This window comes from Salinisphaera sp. S4-8 (genome assembly GCF_040361235.1).
In the GTDB taxonomy this organism is placed as follows: domain Bacteria; phylum Pseudomonadota; class Gammaproteobacteria; order Nevskiales; family Salinisphaeraceae; genus Salinisphaera.
The window spans coordinates 35058-55414 of the sequence record NZ_APNF01000004.1 but is presented as its reverse complement, the minus strand read 5'-3'; the positions used below and the strand labels follow the sequence as shown (position 1 = coordinate 55414).

The 20357-nt window shown below is 62.8% G+C and carries 11 protein-coding genes and 1 pseudogene; 2 read left to right on the top strand and 10 right to left on the bottom strand.

From position 1 onward, the window contains the following. Positions 1-574 precede the first annotated feature (574 nt). The 5 genes and pseudogenes from polA to S4A8_RS07070 all read right to left on the bottom strand — a co-directional run bounded on the left by polA (position 575) and on the right by S4A8_RS07070 (position 7906). On the bottom strand, positions 575-3307 hold the full coding sequence (polA, locus tag S4A8_RS07090; protein ID WP_353219608.1) for a DNA polymerase I: 2733 nt from the start codon (positions 3305-3307) through the stop codon (positions 575-577). 932 nt (positions 3308-4239) lie between these two features. Further along, a complete protein-coding gene (gene lysA / locus S4A8_RS07085; protein WP_353219607.1) occupies positions 4240-5502 on the bottom strand; it encodes a diaminopimelate decarboxylase in 1263 nt (420 codons plus the stop codon). Positions 5503-5598: 96 nt separating this feature from the next. Further along, a pseudogene (lptM, locus tag S4A8_RS07080) lies at positions 5599-5706 on the bottom strand (LPS translocon maturation chaperone LptM); the annotation flags it as partial. 137 nt (positions 5707-5843) lie between these two features. Continuing rightward, entirely contained in the window at positions 5844-6698 is an 855-nt protein-coding gene (fghA, locus tag S4A8_RS07075; protein ID WP_353180311.1) for an S-formylglutathione hydrolase, read from the bottom strand. Positions 6699-6796: 98 nt separating this feature from the next. Further along, positions 6797-7906: an S-(hydroxymethyl)glutathione dehydrogenase/class III alcohol dehydrogenase gene (locus S4A8_RS07070; protein ID WP_353180252.1), complete on the bottom strand. Its 1110-nt coding sequence runs from the start codon at positions 7904-7906 to the stop codon at positions 6797-6799. Positions 7907-8074: 168 nt separating this feature from the next. Between S4A8_RS07070 and S4A8_RS07065 the strand changes: the two genes are divergently transcribed. Together S4A8_RS07065 and S4A8_RS07060 are read left to right on the top strand one after the other, a co-directional pair. Continuing rightward, positions 8075-8737 carry an alpha/beta hydrolase gene (locus tag S4A8_RS07065; RefSeq protein WP_353219606.1) on the top strand — a complete coding sequence of 221 codons (663 nt, stop codon included), beginning with the start codon at positions 8075-8077 and terminating at the stop codon, positions 8735-8737. Further along, entirely contained in the window at positions 8734-9306 is a 573-nt protein-coding gene (locus S4A8_RS07060) for a DedA family protein (RefSeq protein WP_353219605.1), read from the top strand. Before S4A8_RS07065 ends, S4A8_RS07060 begins: the two co-directional genes overlap by 4 nt. Positions 9307-9869: 563 nt before the next feature. Here the strand turns inward: S4A8_RS07060 and S4A8_RS07055 are convergent. The 5 genes from S4A8_RS07055 to ntrC form a co-directional block, all read right to left on the bottom strand. Then, the gene (locus S4A8_RS07055; RefSeq protein ID WP_353219604.1) at positions 9870-13763 is read right to left on the bottom strand and encodes a translocation/assembly module TamB domain-containing protein; all 3894 of its coding nucleotides are present in this window, start codon (positions 13761-13763) and stop codon (positions 9870-9872) included. After that, the gene (locus S4A8_RS07050) at positions 13760-15583 is read right to left on the bottom strand and encodes an autotransporter assembly complex protein TamA (RefSeq protein ID WP_353219603.1); all 1824 of its coding nucleotides are present in this window, start codon (positions 15581-15583) and stop codon (positions 13760-13762) included. Before S4A8_RS07050 ends, S4A8_RS07055 begins: the two co-directional genes overlap by 4 nt. A 208-nt stretch (positions 15584-15791) precedes the next feature. Next, positions 15792-17759 carry a S9 family peptidase gene (locus S4A8_RS07045; protein WP_353219602.1) on the bottom strand — a complete coding sequence of 656 codons (1968 nt, stop codon included), beginning with the start codon at positions 17757-17759 and terminating at the stop codon, positions 15792-15794. A 13-nt stretch (positions 17760-17772) separates the two neighbouring features. Further along, complete coding sequence (locus tag S4A8_RS07040; RefSeq protein WP_353219601.1) at positions 17773-18537, bottom strand: NRDE family protein; 765 nt, start codon at positions 18535-18537, stop codon at positions 17773-17775. Positions 18538-18774: 237 nt separating this feature from the next. Beyond that, positions 18775-20304 (bottom strand): nitrogen regulation protein NR(I), encoded by a 1530-nt coding sequence (gene ntrC / locus S4A8_RS07035; protein WP_353219600.1) that lies wholly within the window; start codon positions 20302-20304, stop codon positions 18775-18777. Between the last annotated feature and the right edge of the window lie 53 nt (positions 20305-20357).

Here is a 20357-nt window from a genome sequence, read left to right as displayed (position 1 = left end):
AAAGCGGGCAAGCATTGCGCTTGCATAAGGTCAGACCGGCATCGAATCGGTTTGTTCCAGAAATTTCGAAAAAAATTTTGCGGACTGTTTTCGTGGCCGGTTCTGGGGAGAACGGGCCACGAAAACACGCTAACTCGAGGCCAAAAAAAACCCCGATGGCTGGGGGAGAGCCAATCGGGGCAAGAGACCGGTTCTTGGGGGGAAACCGGATTCGGTTACCGCTCAGGGAGAAAAGCGGTCAAGCATCGCGCTTGTAACAGGTCAGACCAACGGCGGTAGCGCCAGGTTCCCGAACTGGGCAATTATTTTTTTACGTTCCGCCAAACGCCTGTTTTAACGGCTATTATCGACCCGGCACGGATGCGTCCGAAGCCGAGTCGAGCACAAAGAAAAAACCCCGACGGCGCGGGGGAACGCCGTCGGGGCAAGCAGTCCGGTTCTTGGGGGGAAAACCGGACTTCGGTTACCGCTCAGGGAGAAAAGCGGTCGAGCGTCGTAACGCTCATGGTAGGTCAGACCGGGCGTTGCGCGCCGAGTTCCCGCTATTCGAAAAAAATTGTCTTCGTGCCCGGTATCAATGCGCCTGCTGCCAATTCGCCGCGATGCCAGCTTCTGCGAGTAGCGGCACATCGAGTTTTGCTACCGCGCCCATACGCTGGCTGATCGCCTGGCCCAGACGTTCGGCCTCGGCCTCGGGGACTTCGAATACCAGCTCGTCATGCACTTGCATGATCATGCGCGCCGGCTCGCCGGTATCGCGCAGCCAGGCATCGACATCGATCATGGCTTTCTTGATCAGATCGGCCGCCGTGCCTTGTAGCGGCGCGTTGATGGCGGCGCGCTCGGCGCCCTGACGACGCGCGCCATTGCGCGAATTGATTTCCGGCAGATACAGCCGGCGTCCGTACAACGTTTCCACGTAGCCTTCGGCCTTGGCGAGCTTGCGGGTTTCGTCCATGTAGCGACGGACCCCGGCAAACCGTTCGAAAAAGCGATCGATATAGGCACCGGCTTCTTCGCGCGAGGTTTCCAGCTGCTTGGCCAGCCCGAACGCCGACATGCCGTACATCAGCCCGAAGTTGATCGCCTTGGCCGCGCGCCGCTGATTGGTCGTCACGTCGCCCAACGGCGTGTCGAAGACTTCCGAGGCCGTGGCGGCATGAATATCGCGCGCTTCGTTGAAGGCATCGAGCAGGCCGCGATCGCCGGATAGATGCGCCATGATCCGCAGCTCGATCTGCGAATAGTCCACCGCGAGAATCTGCTGGCCTTGCGGCGCGATGAACGCTTCGCGAATACGCCGGCCGGACTCGGTGCGAATCGGAATATTCTGCAGGTTGGGATCGGAAGACGACAGGCGGCCGGTCGCGGCCACTGCCTGGTGATAGGAGGTATGGATGCGACCGGTCTGCGGGTTGATCTGGGTGGGCAGCTTTTCCGCATAGGTCGAACGCAGCTTGGAGAGTTCGCGCCAGGACACGATCAACGCCGGCAGCTCGTGCTGATCGGCCAATTCGCGCAGCACGTCTTCGGCCGTCGACGGCGCACCCTTGGGTGTTTTGCGAATGACCGGCAGGGCCAGCCGATCGAAGAGAATATCCTTGAGCTGGGCCGGGGAGCCGAGATTGAACTCGCCGCCCGCGGCCTCGAATGCCTGGGTCTGGATCTCGGCCATGCGCTCGGCCATTTGCTGGCTCACCCGCCCGAGCAGGTCGCGATCGACCAGCACGCCGTTGGCCTCGACCCGTGCGAGCACCGGCATGAGCGGCATTTCGATGTCTTCATACAGGGCTTTCAGGCGCGGGCTTTCGGCCAGCTCGCCATACAGCCGATGATGCAGCTGCAGGGTGATATCGGCGTCTTCGGCGGCATAGGGCGTGGCCTGTTCCAGCGATACCTGATTGAAGGTGATCTGCTTGGCGCCCTTGCCGGCCACCTCTTCGAACTTGGTGGTGCTGCGTTCGAGATACTTCTGGGCCAGCGAATCCATATCGTGGCGGGTGGCCGTGCTGTTGAGCACATAGGATTCGAGCATGGTGTCGTGATCGGCCCCGTGCACATCGATACCGTGGCGGCGCAGCACATTGATGTCGTATTTGATGTGCTGACCGAGCTTGGCAACGGCCGGGTTTTCCAGCACGCCGCGTACACGCTCGATGACGGTTTTCATGGGCAGTTGTTTCGGGGCGCCCATATAGTCGTGGCCCACCGGCACATACCAGGCCTCGCCCGGCTCGACCGCGAACGACAAGCCGACCAGATTGGATTGCATCGCGGACAGCGCATCGGTTTCGGTGTCCACGCAGATGAGCGCCGCAGCCTCGAGTTTGGCCATCATCGCCTCGAGCGCGTCTTCGTCGAGTACTTCGTGATACTGCGTATGTTGGGGTGCAGCCGGCACATCGGCCCGCGTGGCTTCCGCCGGCGCATCCAGCTCGTCGAGAAACTTGTGGAATTCGTAGCCACGATACAGATCGGACAGCGCCTGGATGTCGGCTTCGCGACGCGTAAGCGCTTCGCCGACCGCGCCCAGATCGAGATCACAACGGATCGTGGCCAGATCCTTGTACAGCGGCAGATCGTCGAGCGCGGCACGCAGATTGTCGGCCACCTTGCCGCCGATCTCGTCGGCGTGGGCGATCACCCCGTCGAGGCCGTCGTATTGCAACAGCCATTTCGCCGCGGTCTTGGGCCCGACCTTGGCCACGCCCGGAATATTGTCGGAACTATCCCCCACCAGGGCCAGATAATCGGTGATCAGCTCCGGTCCAACGCCGAATTTCTCGTGTACGCGGGCCACGTCGGTGCGCTTGTCCTGCATGGTATCGAGCAGATTCACGCGCTCGTTGACCAGCTGCGCCATATCCTTGTCGCCGGTCACGATCAACACCTCGCCGGCATCACGGGTCGCCAGCGTGCCGATCACATCGTCGGCTTCGACACCGTCGACCTGCAACAGCGGCAGGCCGAGTGCAACGACCACATCACGAATACCCGCAAACTGGGCCGACAATTCTTCCGGCACCGGTGGCCGGTTGGCCTTGTAGTCGGCAAACAGCTCGTTGCGGAACGTCGGCCCGCGCGGATCGAAGACCACCACGATACGATCGGCGTCGTACTCGCGCAGGAACTTGCGCAACATGTTGGTCATGCCATAGATGGCACCGGTGGGCTCGCCGGCCGCATTGGTCAGCGGTGGCAGCACGTGATACGCGCGATACAACCACGAGGACCCGTCGATGAGAATCAACGGCCCGCGCGGCATGGCGGGGTCTTTCGTGGCAGAAGCACTGGCAGAATCGGACATGGCATTAACCGGCAAACGAGCGGCCCCACGCATGAATCGCGTGGCGGCCACAAACAAGAATCGATCCGCAGATTAACGCAGATGGCAATGGATTAAGACCCATCCGGCTCGGTGTACCCAAAGCCGGCACTTGGAACATGATCACAACGCGCATCGCGCCGCGTTCTTCGAAGACGTAACCGCAGATCGACGCAGATTCACGCAGATCAAAGGCGGGCAGCTCAGCTTATGCGTTACCCAAGCCACCCAACATTGTGTTCTTGTCTGCGTTGATCTGTGTCGATCTGCGGACAAATACGCGCTAACGCCGCCGCGGCCGTCTTCAGTGTCTTTTAACCTGCGTAATCCGTTTTCAAGGAACCAAGGCATTTGAAGTCGACGTATCGGTTTACGCCGGGCGCTGTGTTTATCGAAGAAGTATCCGCAGATCGACGCAGATTCACACAGATCAAAAGATCGGTCGCGCAGCGCAGGCACCACTGTAGCGCGGATAGCGCACCGATCAATCGTTTGCCCTTGTCTGCGCCGATCTGCCGATCAAGCAAGCGCTAATACCGCCACGCCCGTTTTCAGTGCCTTCGAATCTGCGTAATCGGCGTCATCTGCGGATAACCGATTTCAAGGAACACGCTGCCGAGCATTTGAAGTCGAGGTATCCATTCCGGACGGGTGCCACGTTCCTCGAAGAGTAGTCCGCAGATTCACGCAGATGAAAAGCGCACAGCGCCGTCAGTGCTCGGCCAGGCACGCAGACACCATGCACACCCGGCGCCAGCCCCTGTTCAGATCTGCGTTGATCTGTGCCGATCTGCGGACAAAATACCTGCTCGTGCCACCATGTCGACGTATGCCTTTTCGGCGCCTTTTAATCTGCGCAATCGGCGTAATCTGCGGATAACCGCCTTTCACGCAGGCGAAGATACGCCTGAATATCAGGCAAACGGCAGGCGTTTTTCGCCGCGCATGAGGTCGGCGACGGTTTCGCGGGCACGGACTTCGTGGGGCGTATCGCCGTCGACCATTATTTCGGCCACGCGCGGGCGGGCGTTGTAGCTCGATGCCATGGTAAAACCATAGGCACCGGCGCTGCGGACCGCCAACAGATCGTCCGCGGCCAGGGCCAGTTCGCGGTCGTGGCCGAGGAAATCGCCGGTCTCGCAAATCGGCCCGACGATTTCCCAACGCTGGGCGGGCATATCGCGGCGCGGCTCGACGGCCACGATTTCGTGCCAGCCGCCATAGAGCGCCGGTCTGAGCAGATCGTTCATCGCCGCATCGACGATGGCAAAGTGCTTTTCGTCCGTGGCCTGACCGGGCTTGAGCAGTTCCACCCGGGTGAGCAGTACGCCGGCGTTGCCGACCAGCACGCGGCCCGGCTCGAACACGAGTTTGAGATCGCGCCCTTCGACCAGATCGCGGATGTTTTCCGCATACGCAGCCGGCGAGGGCGGGGTTTCGTCGTGATACCGAATGCCCAGGCCGCCGCCCACATCCAGATGATCGATCACGATACCGCGCTCGGCCAACCGGTCGATGAGCGCCAGTACGCGCGTTACGGCATCGCGAAACGGCGCCAGCTGGGTCAGCTGGGAGCCGATATGACAGTCCACGCCGCGAATCGTCAGGCCCGGCATGTCGGCGGCCTGTGCATACAGCGCCTCGGCCCGGGCGATATCCACGCCGAACTTGTTTTCTTTCAGGCCCGTGGCGATATAAGGATGGGTCTGGGCATCCACATCCGGGTTAACGCGCAGCGAAATCGGCGCGGTGGTTCCCAGACGTTGCGCGATGGCGTCGATACGCGCGAGCTCGACTTCGGATTCCACATTGAAGCAGGCAATACCCACCTCCAGGGCACGCTCGATTTCGTCCGTGCGCTTGCCCACACCGGAAAACACCACCTTGGCCGGGTCGCCGCCGGCGGTGATGACCCGTTCGAGCTCGCCCACCGAGACGATATCGAAACCGCTGCCCAGATCGGCCAGCAGGCCGAGCACGCCGATATTGCCGTTGGCCTTGACCGCAAAACAGATCTCGTGGTCGATACCGGCCAGCGCTTCATCGAACACGCGGTAGTGGCGCGCAATCGTCGCCGCGCTATAGACATAGCAGGGGGTACCAAAGCGTGCAGCGATGTCGGGCAGCGCTACACCCTCGGCGTGCAGCACGCCGTCGCGATATTCGAAATGATCCATCTAATCGGCGGTGTTGTCGGTGGCACCGGGCGTCTGGTCAGACGCGGCCTCGTCGTCGGTCGCGGTGTCGTCGTCCATACCGAAGGGCCCGTCGGTCTGCGACTCGGGCGCATCGCCCGGCAGATACAACGGCCCGGTCTGGCCACAACCCGCCAGCGCGAGCGTTACGAATAGCCCCACCAATGCAGTCGAAAGCGCCTTCATCATCCGCTCGCCACCGTGAACTGAGCGCCTAGTCTAGGGCCTGTTGACGTTTCATACGAGCCCGGCCAGCACTACCAGCCTTTCGTACGACACCGCCGCCACGCCCCCATGACCGGGGGAATAGACCCTGCGCTTTACTAGTTTGACGCGCCCATATGCTCGGCCAGGAACCGTAGATGATCTTCGATGAAGCTGGCGATGAAGAAATAGCTGTGGTCGTAGCCTTCGCGGCGATGCACCGTGACATCGGCACCCACCTCGTCCGCTGCCTGCTCGATACGATGCGGGTGCAGCTGTTCTTCGAGGAAATTGTCCGCCAGCCCCTGCTCGATACGAATCGGCGGCAGCGCTTCGGGGTTGTCGGCATTGGCCAGCAGGTAGGTGGCATCGTAGGCATGCCAGTCCTGCTTGTCGTCGCCGATATATTTCGAAAACGCCTTGTGGCCCCAGGGCACCTCACTGGGCGCACAGATCGGCGAGAACGCCGAGATGGCAGCGAATCGATCGATATTGCGCAACCCGATCACCAACGCGCCGTGGCCGCCCATGGAATGGCCGCAGATTGCCTCGCGCGACAGATCCAGCGTGGTGCCGAACTCGTCGGCAAGCAGACCGGGCAGCTCGCTGACCACGTAGTCGTACATCTGATAGTGCCGTGCCCAGGGCTGCTCGGTGGCATTCACATAGAAGCCGGCGCCCTTGCCCATGTCGTAGCTGTCCTCGTCGGGCACATCCTCGCCACGGGGGCTGGTGTCGGGTGCCACGATGGCAATGCCCAGCTCTGCGGCCACGCGCTGGGCGCCGGCCTTGGTGACGAAGTTTTCATCGGTACAGGTCAGCCCCGACAGCCAGTAGACCACCGGCACGCGACGGGTATCGGCCAGCGGCGGCAGATACAGCGCAAAGGTCATATCGCAATTGCAGACCTTCGAGGCGTGGGTATAGCGACGTTGTACGCCGCCGAACGATCGGTGTTCGTCAATCTTTTCCATCATGGGCTCCGCGCAAATCGAGTCAGTCGTTCCAGTGTGCACGACATCGCCGTGATGTCATGTGCGACACCACGGCGACGCCGTTTCATGCACCGAATCTAGAAGTGCAGCACCGAACGAATGGCCTTGCCTTCATGCAACAGGTCGAATGCTTCGTTGATCTTTTCGAACGGCAGATCATGGGTGACGAAGTCGTCGATATTGATCTCGCCGTTCATGTAGCGGTTGACGTAATCCGGCAGCTGGGTGCGGCCCTTCACGCCACCGAAGGCGGACCCGCGCCACACACGGCCGGTCACCAGCTGGAACGGACGGGTAGAAATCTCTTCGCCCGCGCCGGCGACGCCAATGATGGTGGATTCGCCCCAGCCCTTGTGGGCACATTCCAGCGCTGCGCGCATGATGTTGACGTTACCGATGCACTCGAAGGAATAATCCACGCCGCCATCGGTGAGTTCGATGATCACCTGCTGGATCGGATCGTCATAGTCCTTCGGGTTCACGCACTCGGTCGCGCCCAGCTGCTTGGCGAAATCGAACTTCGACGGGTTGATATCGATGGCGATGATACGGCTGGCATTGGCCATCCGCGCGCCCTGAATCACCGACAGCCCGATCGCACCAAGACCGAATACGGCCACGGTCGACCCTTCTTCCACCTTGGCGGTATTGAATACCGCACCGATACCAGTGGTCACGCCACAGCCGAGCAGACAGACCTTGTCCAGCGGCGCTTCCTTGTTGACCTTGGCCAGCGACACTTCCGGCACAACCGTATATTCGGAGAACGTCGACGTGCCCATATAGTGATAGAGCTCGGTGCCGTCCTTGGAAAAGCGGGTGGTGCCATCCGGCATCAGGCCCTGGCCCTGGGTTTCGCGGACCGCGCCACAAAGATTGGTTTTGCCGGATTTACAGAACTTGCACTCGCCGCATTCGGCGGTATACAGCGGGATCACGTGATCGCCCGGCGATACGCTGGTCACGCCTTCGCCGACTTCCTCGACCACACCCCCGCCTTCATGGCCGAGAATGCGCGGAAAGAACCCTTCCGGGTCGGCGCCCGAGAGGGTGAATGCGTCGGTATGGCAGACCCCGGTCGCCACGATCCGCACCAGTACTTCGCCGGCTTTCGGCGGCGCGACTTCAATTTCCTCGAGTGTCAGCGGCTTGCCTGCTTCCCAGGCCACGGCGGCACGACTTTTCATGGCATCTCCTCGCTATGAGATGAATCCGTCGGACTCATCCTTGTATAAAACACAGATCTGGGAGTCTAGCGCATTGCTCCAGCGCGTACGCAAGCGAAGAATTGCTTGCGCCCACGGCCGTGGCTGGCCAGACTTCGCCTTCTCGTTTGCTCATCTTCGCGATCAAGCATGCTCGACTGTATCGAGATCGAACCCAAAACCAGCGCCCGCGCCAGCGTGATCTGGCTGCACGGGCTCGGCGCCGACGGCAATGACTTCGTACCCATCGTCGACGAGCTCGGCCTGGGCGCGGACCACGGTATTCGGTTCGTGTTTCCCAATGCGAAGACGCGGCCGGTGACCATCAACAACGGCATGGCCATGCGCGCCTGGTACGACATCAAGGGCATGGCGATCGCAGACAAGCAGGACGCCGAAGGCATTCGCGACAGCGCCAGCGAAATCGAACAATTGATCGCGCGCGAAGCCGAACGCGGCATCGCGGCCGAGTCGATCGTGATCGCAGGCTTTTCCCAGGGCGGTGCGATCGCGCTGCATACCGGCGTGCGCCACGCCGATCGCCTGGCCGGCATCATGGGCCTGTCGACCTATCTGCCGCTGGCCGAAACGCTAGCAGACGAGGCCAGCCAAGCGAACCGACAAACGCCGATCCTGATGGCCCACGGCAGTCAGGATCCCGTGGTGCCGGTACAGCTCGGCCAGACCAGCCGTGATCATCTGCTCGATGCGGGTTACGACGTGGCCTGGAAGGAATACCCCATGCAGCATCAGGTGTGCATGCCCGAGATCGCGACCATCGGCCGCTGGTTGGGCGAGCGTTTGCTGCGATGATCGAAACGCTACAGGGGCTGATCGCCGATTTCGGCGCGTTCGCGGTCGCCATCGGCTGCCTGTTCGAAGGCGAAACCGCAATTCTTCTCGGCGTGTTCGGCGCACACCGCGGCTGGTTTTCGCTGGAAAGCGTCATGATCGCGGCCGCGATCGCCACCATCATTGGCGATAATCTGTGCTTTCATATCGGCCGGCGCATGGGCCGCCCGGCCCTGGAGCGACGCCCTGGCTGGCAGCCCAAGATCGCCCGTATCGAACGCCTGCTCGAGCGCTACGGCGCGCCGGTAATGATCGGTTTTCGCTTTCTCTACGGGCTGCGCTACGTCACCCCGTTCCTGCTCGGCTCGCTGGGTGTTTCGCCGTTACGCTTCTTCGTGCTGGCCAGCATCGGCACCGTGCTGTGGGTGGGCACCGTTACGTTCATCGGTGTGCATCTGGCCGGCGCGCTCGAACATGCCCTGGCCCATATTCACGACGCAGAACAGATTCTGGTCGCCGCCGTGCTCGTGGCGGCCGGGCTGGGTATTGCCATCTACTGGATGCGCCGCAGCCTGACCGCCCAACGCTGACAGAGCCGATCGACCACGCGATTTGTGCGGCACTCTGAAGGCAGCGTCCGCAGATCACGTGATTTCAAGCCGAGCACCGTTGCGCTCCGCGTTGGAACAACGCTCGTATTTTGTCCGCAGATCGACGCAGATCCGCGCAGATCAATACGGGCCTTCCTGAAGGATCCGGGTTCGCCTGCGCTCACAGCGTCGGCACGGGTCAGCGGCTCTGCGCTAGGTTTCTGCCCGCGTGGATTTGCGGATAACGCTTCAAGACATTTGGCGCGCCGTGTGAACTGCTACGCGCGCGTTTTTGAAGGTGTCGGGTACGTTCCTCGAGGCGGTATCCACCGATCACGCCTCCGCACACGGCTTCAAATCGCCAGGCAGGCAATGAGCGGTGGTTTCTCTGCAGATCGGTGCAGATCAAGACACGGTCTGACGACCCCGATTGCCGGATTCGACCGGCGCCTGCTGTGGCTACCGCCGGTCGCACACGCAGGTTTTTCATCTGCGTGAATCTGCGTCGATCTGCGCACGGAATACAGCTGATATTGCCCGCGGTTTTTGAATATATCGCTCACCTACCGATCGATCGAATAGATCAGATCGCCGCCGGTGGCCACACTGCTGGACTGGGTTTCCAGGCGCCAGTGCGAGTTCAGTGTGTAGCGTAGCGACAGGGTCGATACCGGGTTGAACAGACCGATGCCGTAGCTGACATACAGCTTGGGCGACAGATACTTGCCAACGGTAAAGGCGGCATTGTCGCTGGACTCGCCGGCACCGGCGCCGATACCGATTTCGTCCAGGCCCAGTCGATCGCCCACGTTTTCCAGCGTCTGATTGGCGCGGTTGTTACCCAGCGCCAGTGCCGCGCGTGCGACCAGGCTGGACTGCTGGCTGTTCGCCCCGTTGAGCGGCCGGCCGAGCAGCAGCCACGACAATTGTTCGGACTGGCTCATGGCGGGTTCGGAAAACAGCGTCAGCCGTGGTTTGTCGATATTGCCGCGCACCTGCACGCCGACCGTGATGTCTTCGGCCGGGTAACGTGCCGCACGGATATCCAGGCCCGGCTCGCTGACCGGCCCGCCGGCAAACAGAATCCGGCCTTCCTGGATATCGAGGTTCTGGCCATACGCCCGATAGGCGCCATCGACGATCTGGATCTCGCCGGTACCGGTGGTGACATCGCCGGGCTGCTGAACCACGCGCAGATCGCCGGTGAGCTTGGCCTTCAACCCGAAACCTTCGATACGGACCTTGTCGCCCAGCACGACCTGCACATCGGCATGAATGGCCCGGCTGATCGCCTCGGCAGCCGGGGTGGAATCGTCGTCGCTCACGATCACCTGATCGCCGGACACCGTGGTCACCCCCGACGCCGGTAGATCGCGCGGCGTGATGGCGGCCTGGGGCACATTCACACGTCCGCGCACGTCGACCCGTGTGGGGGTAACCGCCACCTGCAGATCAGGGCTGACATAGGCCGTGGCATCGGGAATATTGACGACCTGAAAACGCTCGCCGCGAATCGCCAGATCCACATCCTGGCCGTCGTCGTTGAGGGCGATCGCACCATTGGCGGATAGCGTACCGCCTCCGGATTTCGCGCTCGCATCGATATCGATGGCATCGCCGCGCCCGGTCGCCGCCAGACGCACATCGGTGAGCACCAACCCGGGTGTGACCAGCACCAACCGTGACGCATTCAAGGCAATATCACCGCGCACGGTCGGGCGCGCGATCGTGCCGCCCAGATCGAGCTGGCCGGCGATCGTGCCGTCGAACTCGTCGACTTCCGGCGAGAGTTTCTCGATCACCGCCAGACGTTGAATATCCAGGTTCAGCGAACCGCTGAGCGCACGCTCGGTCAGTGGCGCCGCGCCCGGGGCGACCGCAACATCGGCCTTGATCGCGCCGGTGCGCCCGAGCGGCAGATCGATGGCCCCGTCCAGGGCCGAACGCTGCATGCGCAGGGTAATCGTGCCCGGCTGCATATCCACGATCCGCACCACGCTTTCGTCGGCCTGGGTCATGGACACGCTGCCGGCACTGGTATTCAGACGCGCATCCACATCCGGATCACCGCCGGTCGGCAATCGCGCATCGATGGTGCCGGATACCGTGCCGTCGATATCCAGGCCCTCGGGGAAATAGATGCGCGCATAGTCGTAGGCAAAATCCGATAGTTCGACATGCGCGACACTGGCCTTGTCGTCGTGTTGACCGCGCAGACATACGCGCGCCTCACCCGAGGTCAGACAGGCATTGTCGATCGACTGGCGGCGCGCCGAAACCGAACCACGTGCGGTGGTGGTCAACGTCCAGGGCGCGAGTTCACCGTAGGCGGCCTTGAGCTGCTTGAGCGAATAACGCCAGTCCATGTGGTTCTTGTCGAGCGCGCCGTCGAGGCCGATGTCGGCGGTGGCGATTTCGGAATCCACGTTCGCGCTGATCGAATGCGCTTTGGGCGTGCCGTTCATGCGCAGCGCCACGCTATCGATCGTCTGGCCGGCAGCCTTCACACCGGCGATATCGAGCACCACATTGGAACGGCTGTTGCCCGACCAGTCGACCTTCGCATTCAGATCGGCACGGGCAACGCGATTGTCGTCGAAGGCGATATTGCGCGCAGTGAGCGTGGCATCGACATCGGGCGCAGCCACCCGACCCTTGACCGTGCCGCGGCTTTTCAAGCGGCCGGCCAGCGTCGGCCAGGCCGTGGACAGGTCGCTGGAATCGATCGTCCAGCGCCCGTCGAGCGCAGCATCGGGCGTCCAGCCGAAGCGGCCACTGATCTTGGCGTCGGTCGCCCCGGAGACCAGATCGAAACGATCCACCAAGACGTGATCGCCCAGATACTCGGCCTTGGCATCCAGACGTAGCGGTTGGCCACGTAGCCTGCCGCGGGCGGTGAGGGTATCGATATTCGCGATGACCCGCTCGCCGTCCTGTTTGGCGCGGATATCGGCCACGAGATTGAAATCGCCCGGTACGTCGGCGACAACCGCGCCCGGATTGATATGTTCGCCGTCCAGATGCGCCGTTACATCCAGCGCCGGCGCCCAGCGAATCGCGGCATTGCCCTTGATATCGCCGGGCCCGCCGGTAATAGCGAGCTTGGCCAGCTCGAAGGCCTGCATACTGCCGTGGCCGTCGAGGCTGAGCTTGCCGGCGGTCTGGCCCACCACCTGCCAGGCGAGATTCGTGGCCAGTTGATAGTCGCTGATCTGGCCGGTCAGGCGCACCGTGCCATTTTGCGAACGGTAGGCCGGCGTGCCGGACAGTGGCCATTGCAGATCGGCCCAGTCGACCGATAGATCCATGGCATTGCCTTGGGCCAACGCCACCTGGCCCTTGGCGTCGAGCGTGCCGGGCATGTCCGGGCTGGACAGGTTCAGTCGTTCGACAACGACCGTATCGCCGGTATAGCGCAACGCGCCCGCCAGCGCCGCGCGCCCATACTCGGCGCTATCCGCATCGACATCGATAGCGACCGCCAGCGCATCGATCGGCCCCTTGGCGCCGATCGTCGCCGTGAAGCCGGCCGCGGGCAGATCCGCGCGGATCGCCTGCAGGCGCGTATTGTCGAGCTTGAGCGTCGCATCGACGGCGGGCTTGTCCAGCGCATCGGTGACCTGGCCATCGACGGCAAGGTTATAGGGCGCGGCTACGCGTGCACGCAGGCCGAGATCGGCCAGATCGCCCTCGATCTCGGCATCGGCGCTAATCGGAGCCAGATCGGGCAGGCGCAGGTCTGCATTGAGCGATAGATTGGTGGCATAACCGCCACGCGGGTCAAGCTGGGCCTGGGCATCGACATCGAACATCGGCCCGTGGCCGGTCAACGATTCGATACGCCAGTATTCATCGTCGAGACGCGCGTTTTTCAGGCGCGCAGTATCGACCACGAACGCCTCGGCCTCGGGGGCGGTGATCGCCGAAATATTGTCGAGGGCAACGTTATCGATTTGCACCGTCACCGGCAGATCGATCGCATCCGGCAGGCTGAAAGGCTCGGATGGCTGTTCGGGCTCGGGCGTGTCCACCACTTTCGTGACTTCGTAATCCACGCCGCGCACGCCCAGATTGCGTACATGCACAGTGGCCGAGAACAGTTCGCTGGCCACCCAGTCGAGATCGACGGCATCGACCGAGAGCTTCATGGTCTCGGTTTCGACGTTCACCCCTCGTACTTCCAGCGGGCCGATCAACCGGCCTTCGACGCTGGCGACTTCAATACCCTCGGGCAGGCGCGGGCCGATCTGGCCCCAGGCGAAGTCCAGACCGCTGCGCGTGGTCGCGACCCAGGCGATCAGACCCACCAGCACGAGTACCACCACCAACAATACGAACAGCGTCCATTTGACGATACGCCAGGCGCGCGAACGTTTTTTGGGGGCCGGTTTGTCTGGCGCCGTCGGTGCCTGGTTGTGCTCAGGCTGGGCGTTGGGGGCGTCGTCGCGTTCGCTCACAGATCGGGGCCAAGACTGAAGTGGATACGAAAATCGCTGTCCGGATCGTCCAGCGGATGCGCCAGATCGAGCCGAATCTGGCCGACCGGCGAAGCCCAGCGAAAGCCGATGCCCACGCCGCGCTTGAGATCGAAGCTCGTGGTATTGGCCACGTCACCGGCGTCGAAGAAGGCCGCGATGCCGTAGTCCTTGTAGACCTTGTAATCGGCTTCGATGCTGCCCACCACCAGATAGCGCCCGCCGATATTGTCGCCATCGGCGTTTTCCGGGCTGATCTGCTGATAGCCGTAGCCACGCACGGTCCGATCGCCGCCGGTGAAAAACCGCTGCGAGGGCGGCAGTTCCTCGAAATCGTCGACTTCGATCGCACCGAACTGGCTACGCAGCAACAGCCGTGATTTCGCGGTCAGCGGCAGTACCGCATTGCCGCTCACCTTGGCCTGGAAAAAATCCACACTCGAGGCCAGCGATTCGCTGCCGCCATGTACATCCAGCGATGCACTCACACCCTTGCGCGTACTGAGCAGGTCATCGGCTTTCTGCAACGTAATGGTATAGCCCGGATACAGCAGCGTGGCGGTCCGGTCGCCCACGTCGTCGCCCAGATCGTAGGTTTCGCGCTCGAGATTGATATAGGCCCGCTTGCGCCCGAGCGACCAGGCGGTATCGCGTACCGCGCCGATACCGTAGTTGATCGAGGTGATATCGCCGAAATCCTCGTTGGAGACATTGGCGGTAAAGCTGAGCTTGTCGCTGGCGACATTGGCGATGGGAATATCGTAGGAGGCTTGCAGCGCCTGCTGCACCGCCGACAGGCGCAGGTCGCTACGAAACTGATGCCCGCGCTTGTTCAGGTGCCGGAACTTCACGCCGAAACCCACCCGCGGGCCGGTATCGGTCCCGTAACCACCGGAGATTTCGTAGCTCTGGGGTTTGCTGGCCTCGGCGTTGACCATAACCGGTACTTCCAGGCGGCCAATACTGATCAACGGGTCGTCCGGCGGGTAGAGAATATCGAACAGCCAGTCTTCGATGGGGGCCTGGCGTTCGGCCTCGCCGCGCTGGGCCTGGATCGCGATCTTGTTGAAATAATCGGTATCCGAGAGGATCAGCTGCAAATCCACCAACCGATCGGCATTGAACGGCTCGCCCGCCTTGAACGGCACAAAACGTTGCACGAAGTTGTCGTTGAGCACGTCCTGGTCGAAGGTCACATCGCCAAAGTAGTAGCGCTCGCCGGTATCGAGTACCAGATCGATCGCGGCGGTATTGTCGTCCGGGCGTACCCGAATCGCCGACTGGCTGAAACGCGCATCGAGATAACCCGCATCATAGGCCGCGGTATACAGCGCATTCTTGGTCGCGGTGTACTGCGAATGGATCAGGCGCTTGCCCGTGGCCAGGTTGGTCGCGCGCAACGCTTCGCGGATTTCAGGCAGTTCGTCACCCGGCCCGCGTACGGCAAGATTGAGCGCGGTTACGGTTGTCTGCGGCCCGTGGTCGATACGAAAACGCACCTGCCAGGTATCGCTGTCGTCCGCCGGCTCCTTGAGCGTCTGCTTGATGCTCGGGTTGTAATACCCGTACGGCGCAAGCGCGCTCTTGATCTCGTTGGGCGCCAGCCGATACAGGCGGCGAATCTTGCCGGCCGACCAGGGCGCTTCGTGCTCGGCGGCCACCGACAACGAATTGCGTACGTTGGCAAGCAAGGGGTCGTCGATGCCGTCGATACGGATATTGACCGTGTCGGCCGCGGCCGGGCGTACGAGCACACCGGCGAGCGCGATCACCAACACCAGCGGCAGATGCCGCCGTTTCAAGACTCTGCGATAGCGCCCGATCACGATACTCGAATACCCACCCGAAAATTCGCTTGTCCCAGCAGGGCCATTGCCCACGCTTGCCCTGCCGAACCCTGTAGCCCTTGCCAACTAGGTTACCGCAAACGCCTGACGGGCCACGCCAACAACATCACGGCCCATGCGTTCGTCCTAGTACGTCGCTGACGCAACTCGCGATGCCGGGCTGTTAATCGGCCGGGGGCGCGGCTTCGAAATTGTCGATCGCCAGCTGCATACAGTCGCCAACGCCGGCGATACCGAGTACGCGCGTATAAAACGCCCGCTCGGATTCGATCGCGGTGCGGATGTTGGCCGCATCGCGAAAACCGTGGCGCTCTTCGGCAAACACGACATAGGCCACCGGCACCCCACGATCGCGCAATGCCGCAGCCATGGTTTCGGCCTGGTCGGGCGGCACCACCTTGTCCTTGAGCCCCTGCAGGAACAGCACCGGACAACGCAGCTGCTCGGCATGGGCCAGCGGCGAGCGCTGGGTGAGCAGCGCATCGTCGGCGCCGATGAGCCGGTGCAGATAGCGCGACTCGAACTTGTGCGTCGAGGCCATTAACCGGCGCAGATCGCCGATGCCGTAATAGCTCGCGCCGGCGGCCGCGATATCGGTGAACGTGAGTACGCACAGCACGGTATAACCCCCTGCGCTGCTGCCGGATATGAGTACACGCTGGCCGTCGACCAGCCCGCGTTCGGCCAGATACCGGGCGCCGTATCCGCAGTCGGCGACATCGGCCACGCCCCAGGCCCCGGTGAGTTTCTGGCGATAGCTGCGCCCGTAGCCGGTACTGCCGCGATAGTTCACATCGAGCACCGCATAGCCGCGCGAGGTCCAGTACTGAATACGGGCATCCAGTGCCGTGCTGGTCGCCCCGGTCGGCCCGCCGTGGCATTTGAGAATCAGCGGCGGGCGCTCGTTCGCGGGCGCCCGGCAGCTATGGCTGGTGGGCGCATAGTAGAGCCCGTGCGCGTTATCGCCATCGGCAGTGGGCCAGCTCACCGGCTCCGGCATGGCAAGCGCCGCATCGGCAGGCAGGCCGTCGGTCGCACGCACAACCCGCGCAGCGGCCTCGCGATCGATAGCCACGAGCTGCTTGGGCGTCCGGGCATTGGCGGCCACCACCACGATGTCATCACCCAGCGCCTGGATCTGTTCGTAGAAATCCCAGGCCAGCGGCCAGGGCCTGAACTCACCACTGTCTCGATCGACTTCGCCGATACGCCAGACGCCCGCCGCGCTGGCGAGCGCAATTAGCCGGCCATCGTCGGTAAAGGCATAGGTACTCTGGCCGAACACCCATTGCGGCACACCGAATTCGGCGCGTTCGTGGGTCAGTGCTTCGAAGCCGGTCGTATCGCGACGTTCACGATAGATATTCCACCATTCGTTTTCGTCGCAGACGATATGCAGCCGCCCGCGGCGATCGAACCGTGGGCCGAACAACGACGCATCGGCCGGCGCCCACAGACGGTGGGGAGAGCCGAGACAGCCATCGGCCGCGATGTCGGCCTGCCAGAGTTCGCTGGCATCCCAGGGCATATCGGGATGATTCCAGGCAAGCCAGACCAGTCGCTTGCCATCCGGGGCCAGCCGCGGGCTGGCATAGAAATCGTGGCCTTCGGCAACGACCTGGCGGGTGCCGTCGGCGGCGATGGTTTCGATGGTGGCTTTCGGCTCGGCATCGGCGCGCGGTGTTTCGGCCACCACGAACAGCCGGGCATGGTGCGGATCGTACTGCAGATCGGCAAAACGCGCGGCGTCATCCGGCGCACTGACCGGCGTGATCGTGCCATCGACAGCGCGACGATAAATGACCTGATCGGCCGCGTTGACGAACCAGAGTGTGCCGTCATGCACGGTAAACGCCGCGCCGCCGTATTCGTGTACCGCGCTACGCGCGCTCAGCGGCGCGTCGAGCAGCGAGACGGCCGCGCCCTGGGCCTCCAGCGCCATGATCGTATTGCGCCCGGCTTCTTCCGGGCGGCTTTCAATCCAGTAGGGCCCGGGCGTTGCACGGGCGCGATCGATACAGACATCGCTGAGCTTGCGCCCGGCGGCGGCGACATTATCGGCGGTAATCGCCGATGGCCAGCTGCCGTAGGGTCGTATGTCGCGTTCACCGGATGGTTGTGATTGGGTCATGACTACAAGATTCTCAAAAGCTGCGCCAGTGTTCGTCGATCGTATGCGTCGGCTGCGCATCGGCATCGAAACCGCGTTCGTGGAAAGCCACCGCGCCGTCGTAGCCGCGTTTGATCACGGTCGATGCACGCGTGCCGTAGTGTCCGCTGCGAATGAAAAGCGGGGAGAGAAAATGTTCACGCTCCGTGTCGATGCCGGTATCCGGCAGGGCATCACGCGGCGCCGTATCGGTATCGGCCAGCAGGGTGAACAACGACTCGGCCTGAAGATCGCCGGCTTCGATACGCGTACGCAGCCGGGCTTGCGCGGCTTCGGTCTTGGGCCAGTGATCGCCCCAGCTGCCGTTGGAGATGGCATGCACGCCGGGGCGTAGTGACAACTTGCGCACCGGCCCGCGGTTGGAGACGAACCAAAGCTGTTCGCGATCGCCAACCAGCAGATTGAACGGCCCGTATTCGGCGCCGGTTTCATGCACGTGCGCCGCCCATTCGCCCGCATCGCGCCGAGCGGCGAAATAATCGCGTACCAGCAAACCACGCGAGCGGGCCGGGCCTTCACGCGTCGGCTCGCGCACATTGGTCACCGCGGCAAACCGTCCCTGGCGATCGGCCGCGCACCAGGCCCCACCGGCCTGCAGGTCGCGCCCGCCGAATACGTCGACCGGTTGCTGCCACCAGTGCGCGGGCTCGGTTGGCCGGGCATGAAATTCATCGCGGTTAGCGGCCACGATCAGATCGAATTCGGCATGGGCTTGCCAGGCAAAGGCGATCAGACACATCGCATACATTCCGATGCGGCGCGCCGACAGGTAGACGCGCGATAGCCGAGCGGCGGGCGTTCCTGCATGGTTTTAAGCTTCGACATGACCTTGAGCGCAGGGTGTTTGGCGGTCGTCGAGCTTAACAGTGATGGCTGAGCCGCAAAGTGCTACGGACCGGAGATCGATCGCAGTACCCGCCACGATTCACGTGAAACCCGCGCGCCGCCAGCGCGGTCGCGCGGTCAGCGCCCGCGATCAGGCCGTTTCGGACTCCATGCCCAGCTCCTTGATCTTGCGGGTGAGGGTATTGCGCCCCCAGCCGAGCAGCCGTGCGGCTTCCTGGCGATGACCATCGGTGCGCGCCAATGCTGCACGAATCATCACCCGTTCGAGGCTGGGGATGGCTTCATCGAGCAGATGGTCGGCGCCCTCGGCCAGACGGGCTTCGGCCCACTGGGCAAGCTGATCGTCCCAGCCGGTGGCCGTCGCTAGGGCCTCGACGCTGGCCGCGGCCGGTGGGGTATCCGTCGATGGCATGGCCGGCTCGGGCTCGGCGGCCGTCGCGGGGCTCACCATCGGCGTGGCTGCGTTGGCGGCCGGCATGGCGCTGCCGTCGCGCAATTCCTGGGGCAGGTCCTCGAGTACCACTTCACGCCCCGGCGCCATTACCGTGAGCCAGCGACACAGGTTTTCCAGCTGGCGCACATTGCCGGCCCAGTCGAGCGCGCTCAAAAACTGGCTGGCCTGCTTGCTCAGGGTCTTGAGCTCCATATTGAGTTCGCGCGCGGCACGGCCGAGAAAGAATTCCAGCAATAGCGGAATATCCTCACGGCGTTCGCGCAGCGGCGGCACACGCAGACGGATGACATTGAGCCGGTGAAACAGATCCTCACGGAAACGGCCCTTACGGACCTCTTTTTCCAGTTCCTGGTTGGTGGCGGCGATAATGCGCACATCCACCGACACCGGCGTGTGCCCACCCACACGATAGAACTGGCCGTCCTGGAGTACGCGCAACAAGCGCGTTTGCAGATCGGCCGGCATATCGCCGATTTCGTCGAGAAACAGCGTACCGCCGTGGGCCTGTTCGAAACGCCCGCGCCGCTGCGCGGCCGCGCCGGTGAACGCGCCTTTCTCGTGGCCGAAGAACTCGGACTCCATCAGATCCTTCGGGATCGCGGCCGTATTCACGGCGATGAACGGCCGACTCGCGCGCGGGCTGTGCTCGTGCAGGGCATGGGCGACCAGTTCCTTGCCGGTCCCCGATTCGCCGGTGATCAGCACCGTGATATTCGATGCCGACAGGCGCCCGATCGCACGAAACACCTCCTGCATCGCCGGCGCTTCGCCAATGATGATCGAGGCCTGCGGTTTGGCGGCTTCGCTTTCGGGTTCGTCTTCACGGGCCAGGCGCGCCGCGCGCGTGACCAGCTCGACGGCTTCATCCAGATCGAACGGCTTGGGCAGGTATTCGAACGCACCGCCGCGATAGGCCGATACCGCGCTGTCCAGATCGGAATGCGCGGTCATGATGATGATCGGCAGATCGGGCTTGATCGCGCGGACACGATCGAGCAGATCCAGGCCGGAAATACCCGGCATACGGATATCGGTGAGCAATACGTCGGGGGTGTTTTCCTCGATGGCATCGAGCAGTTCCGCGCCGCCGGGAAAACTGCGTACATCGATATCGGCACTCTTGAGGGCGCGTTCGAGCACCCAGCGAATGGATTCATCGTCGTCGACGATCCAGGCCGTCAGTGTGCCGGTGTTGGCAATACTCATCGCAGGCTCGCCGTGGTGGCCGTAATGGGCGCTGCCGTATACACGGCAGGCGG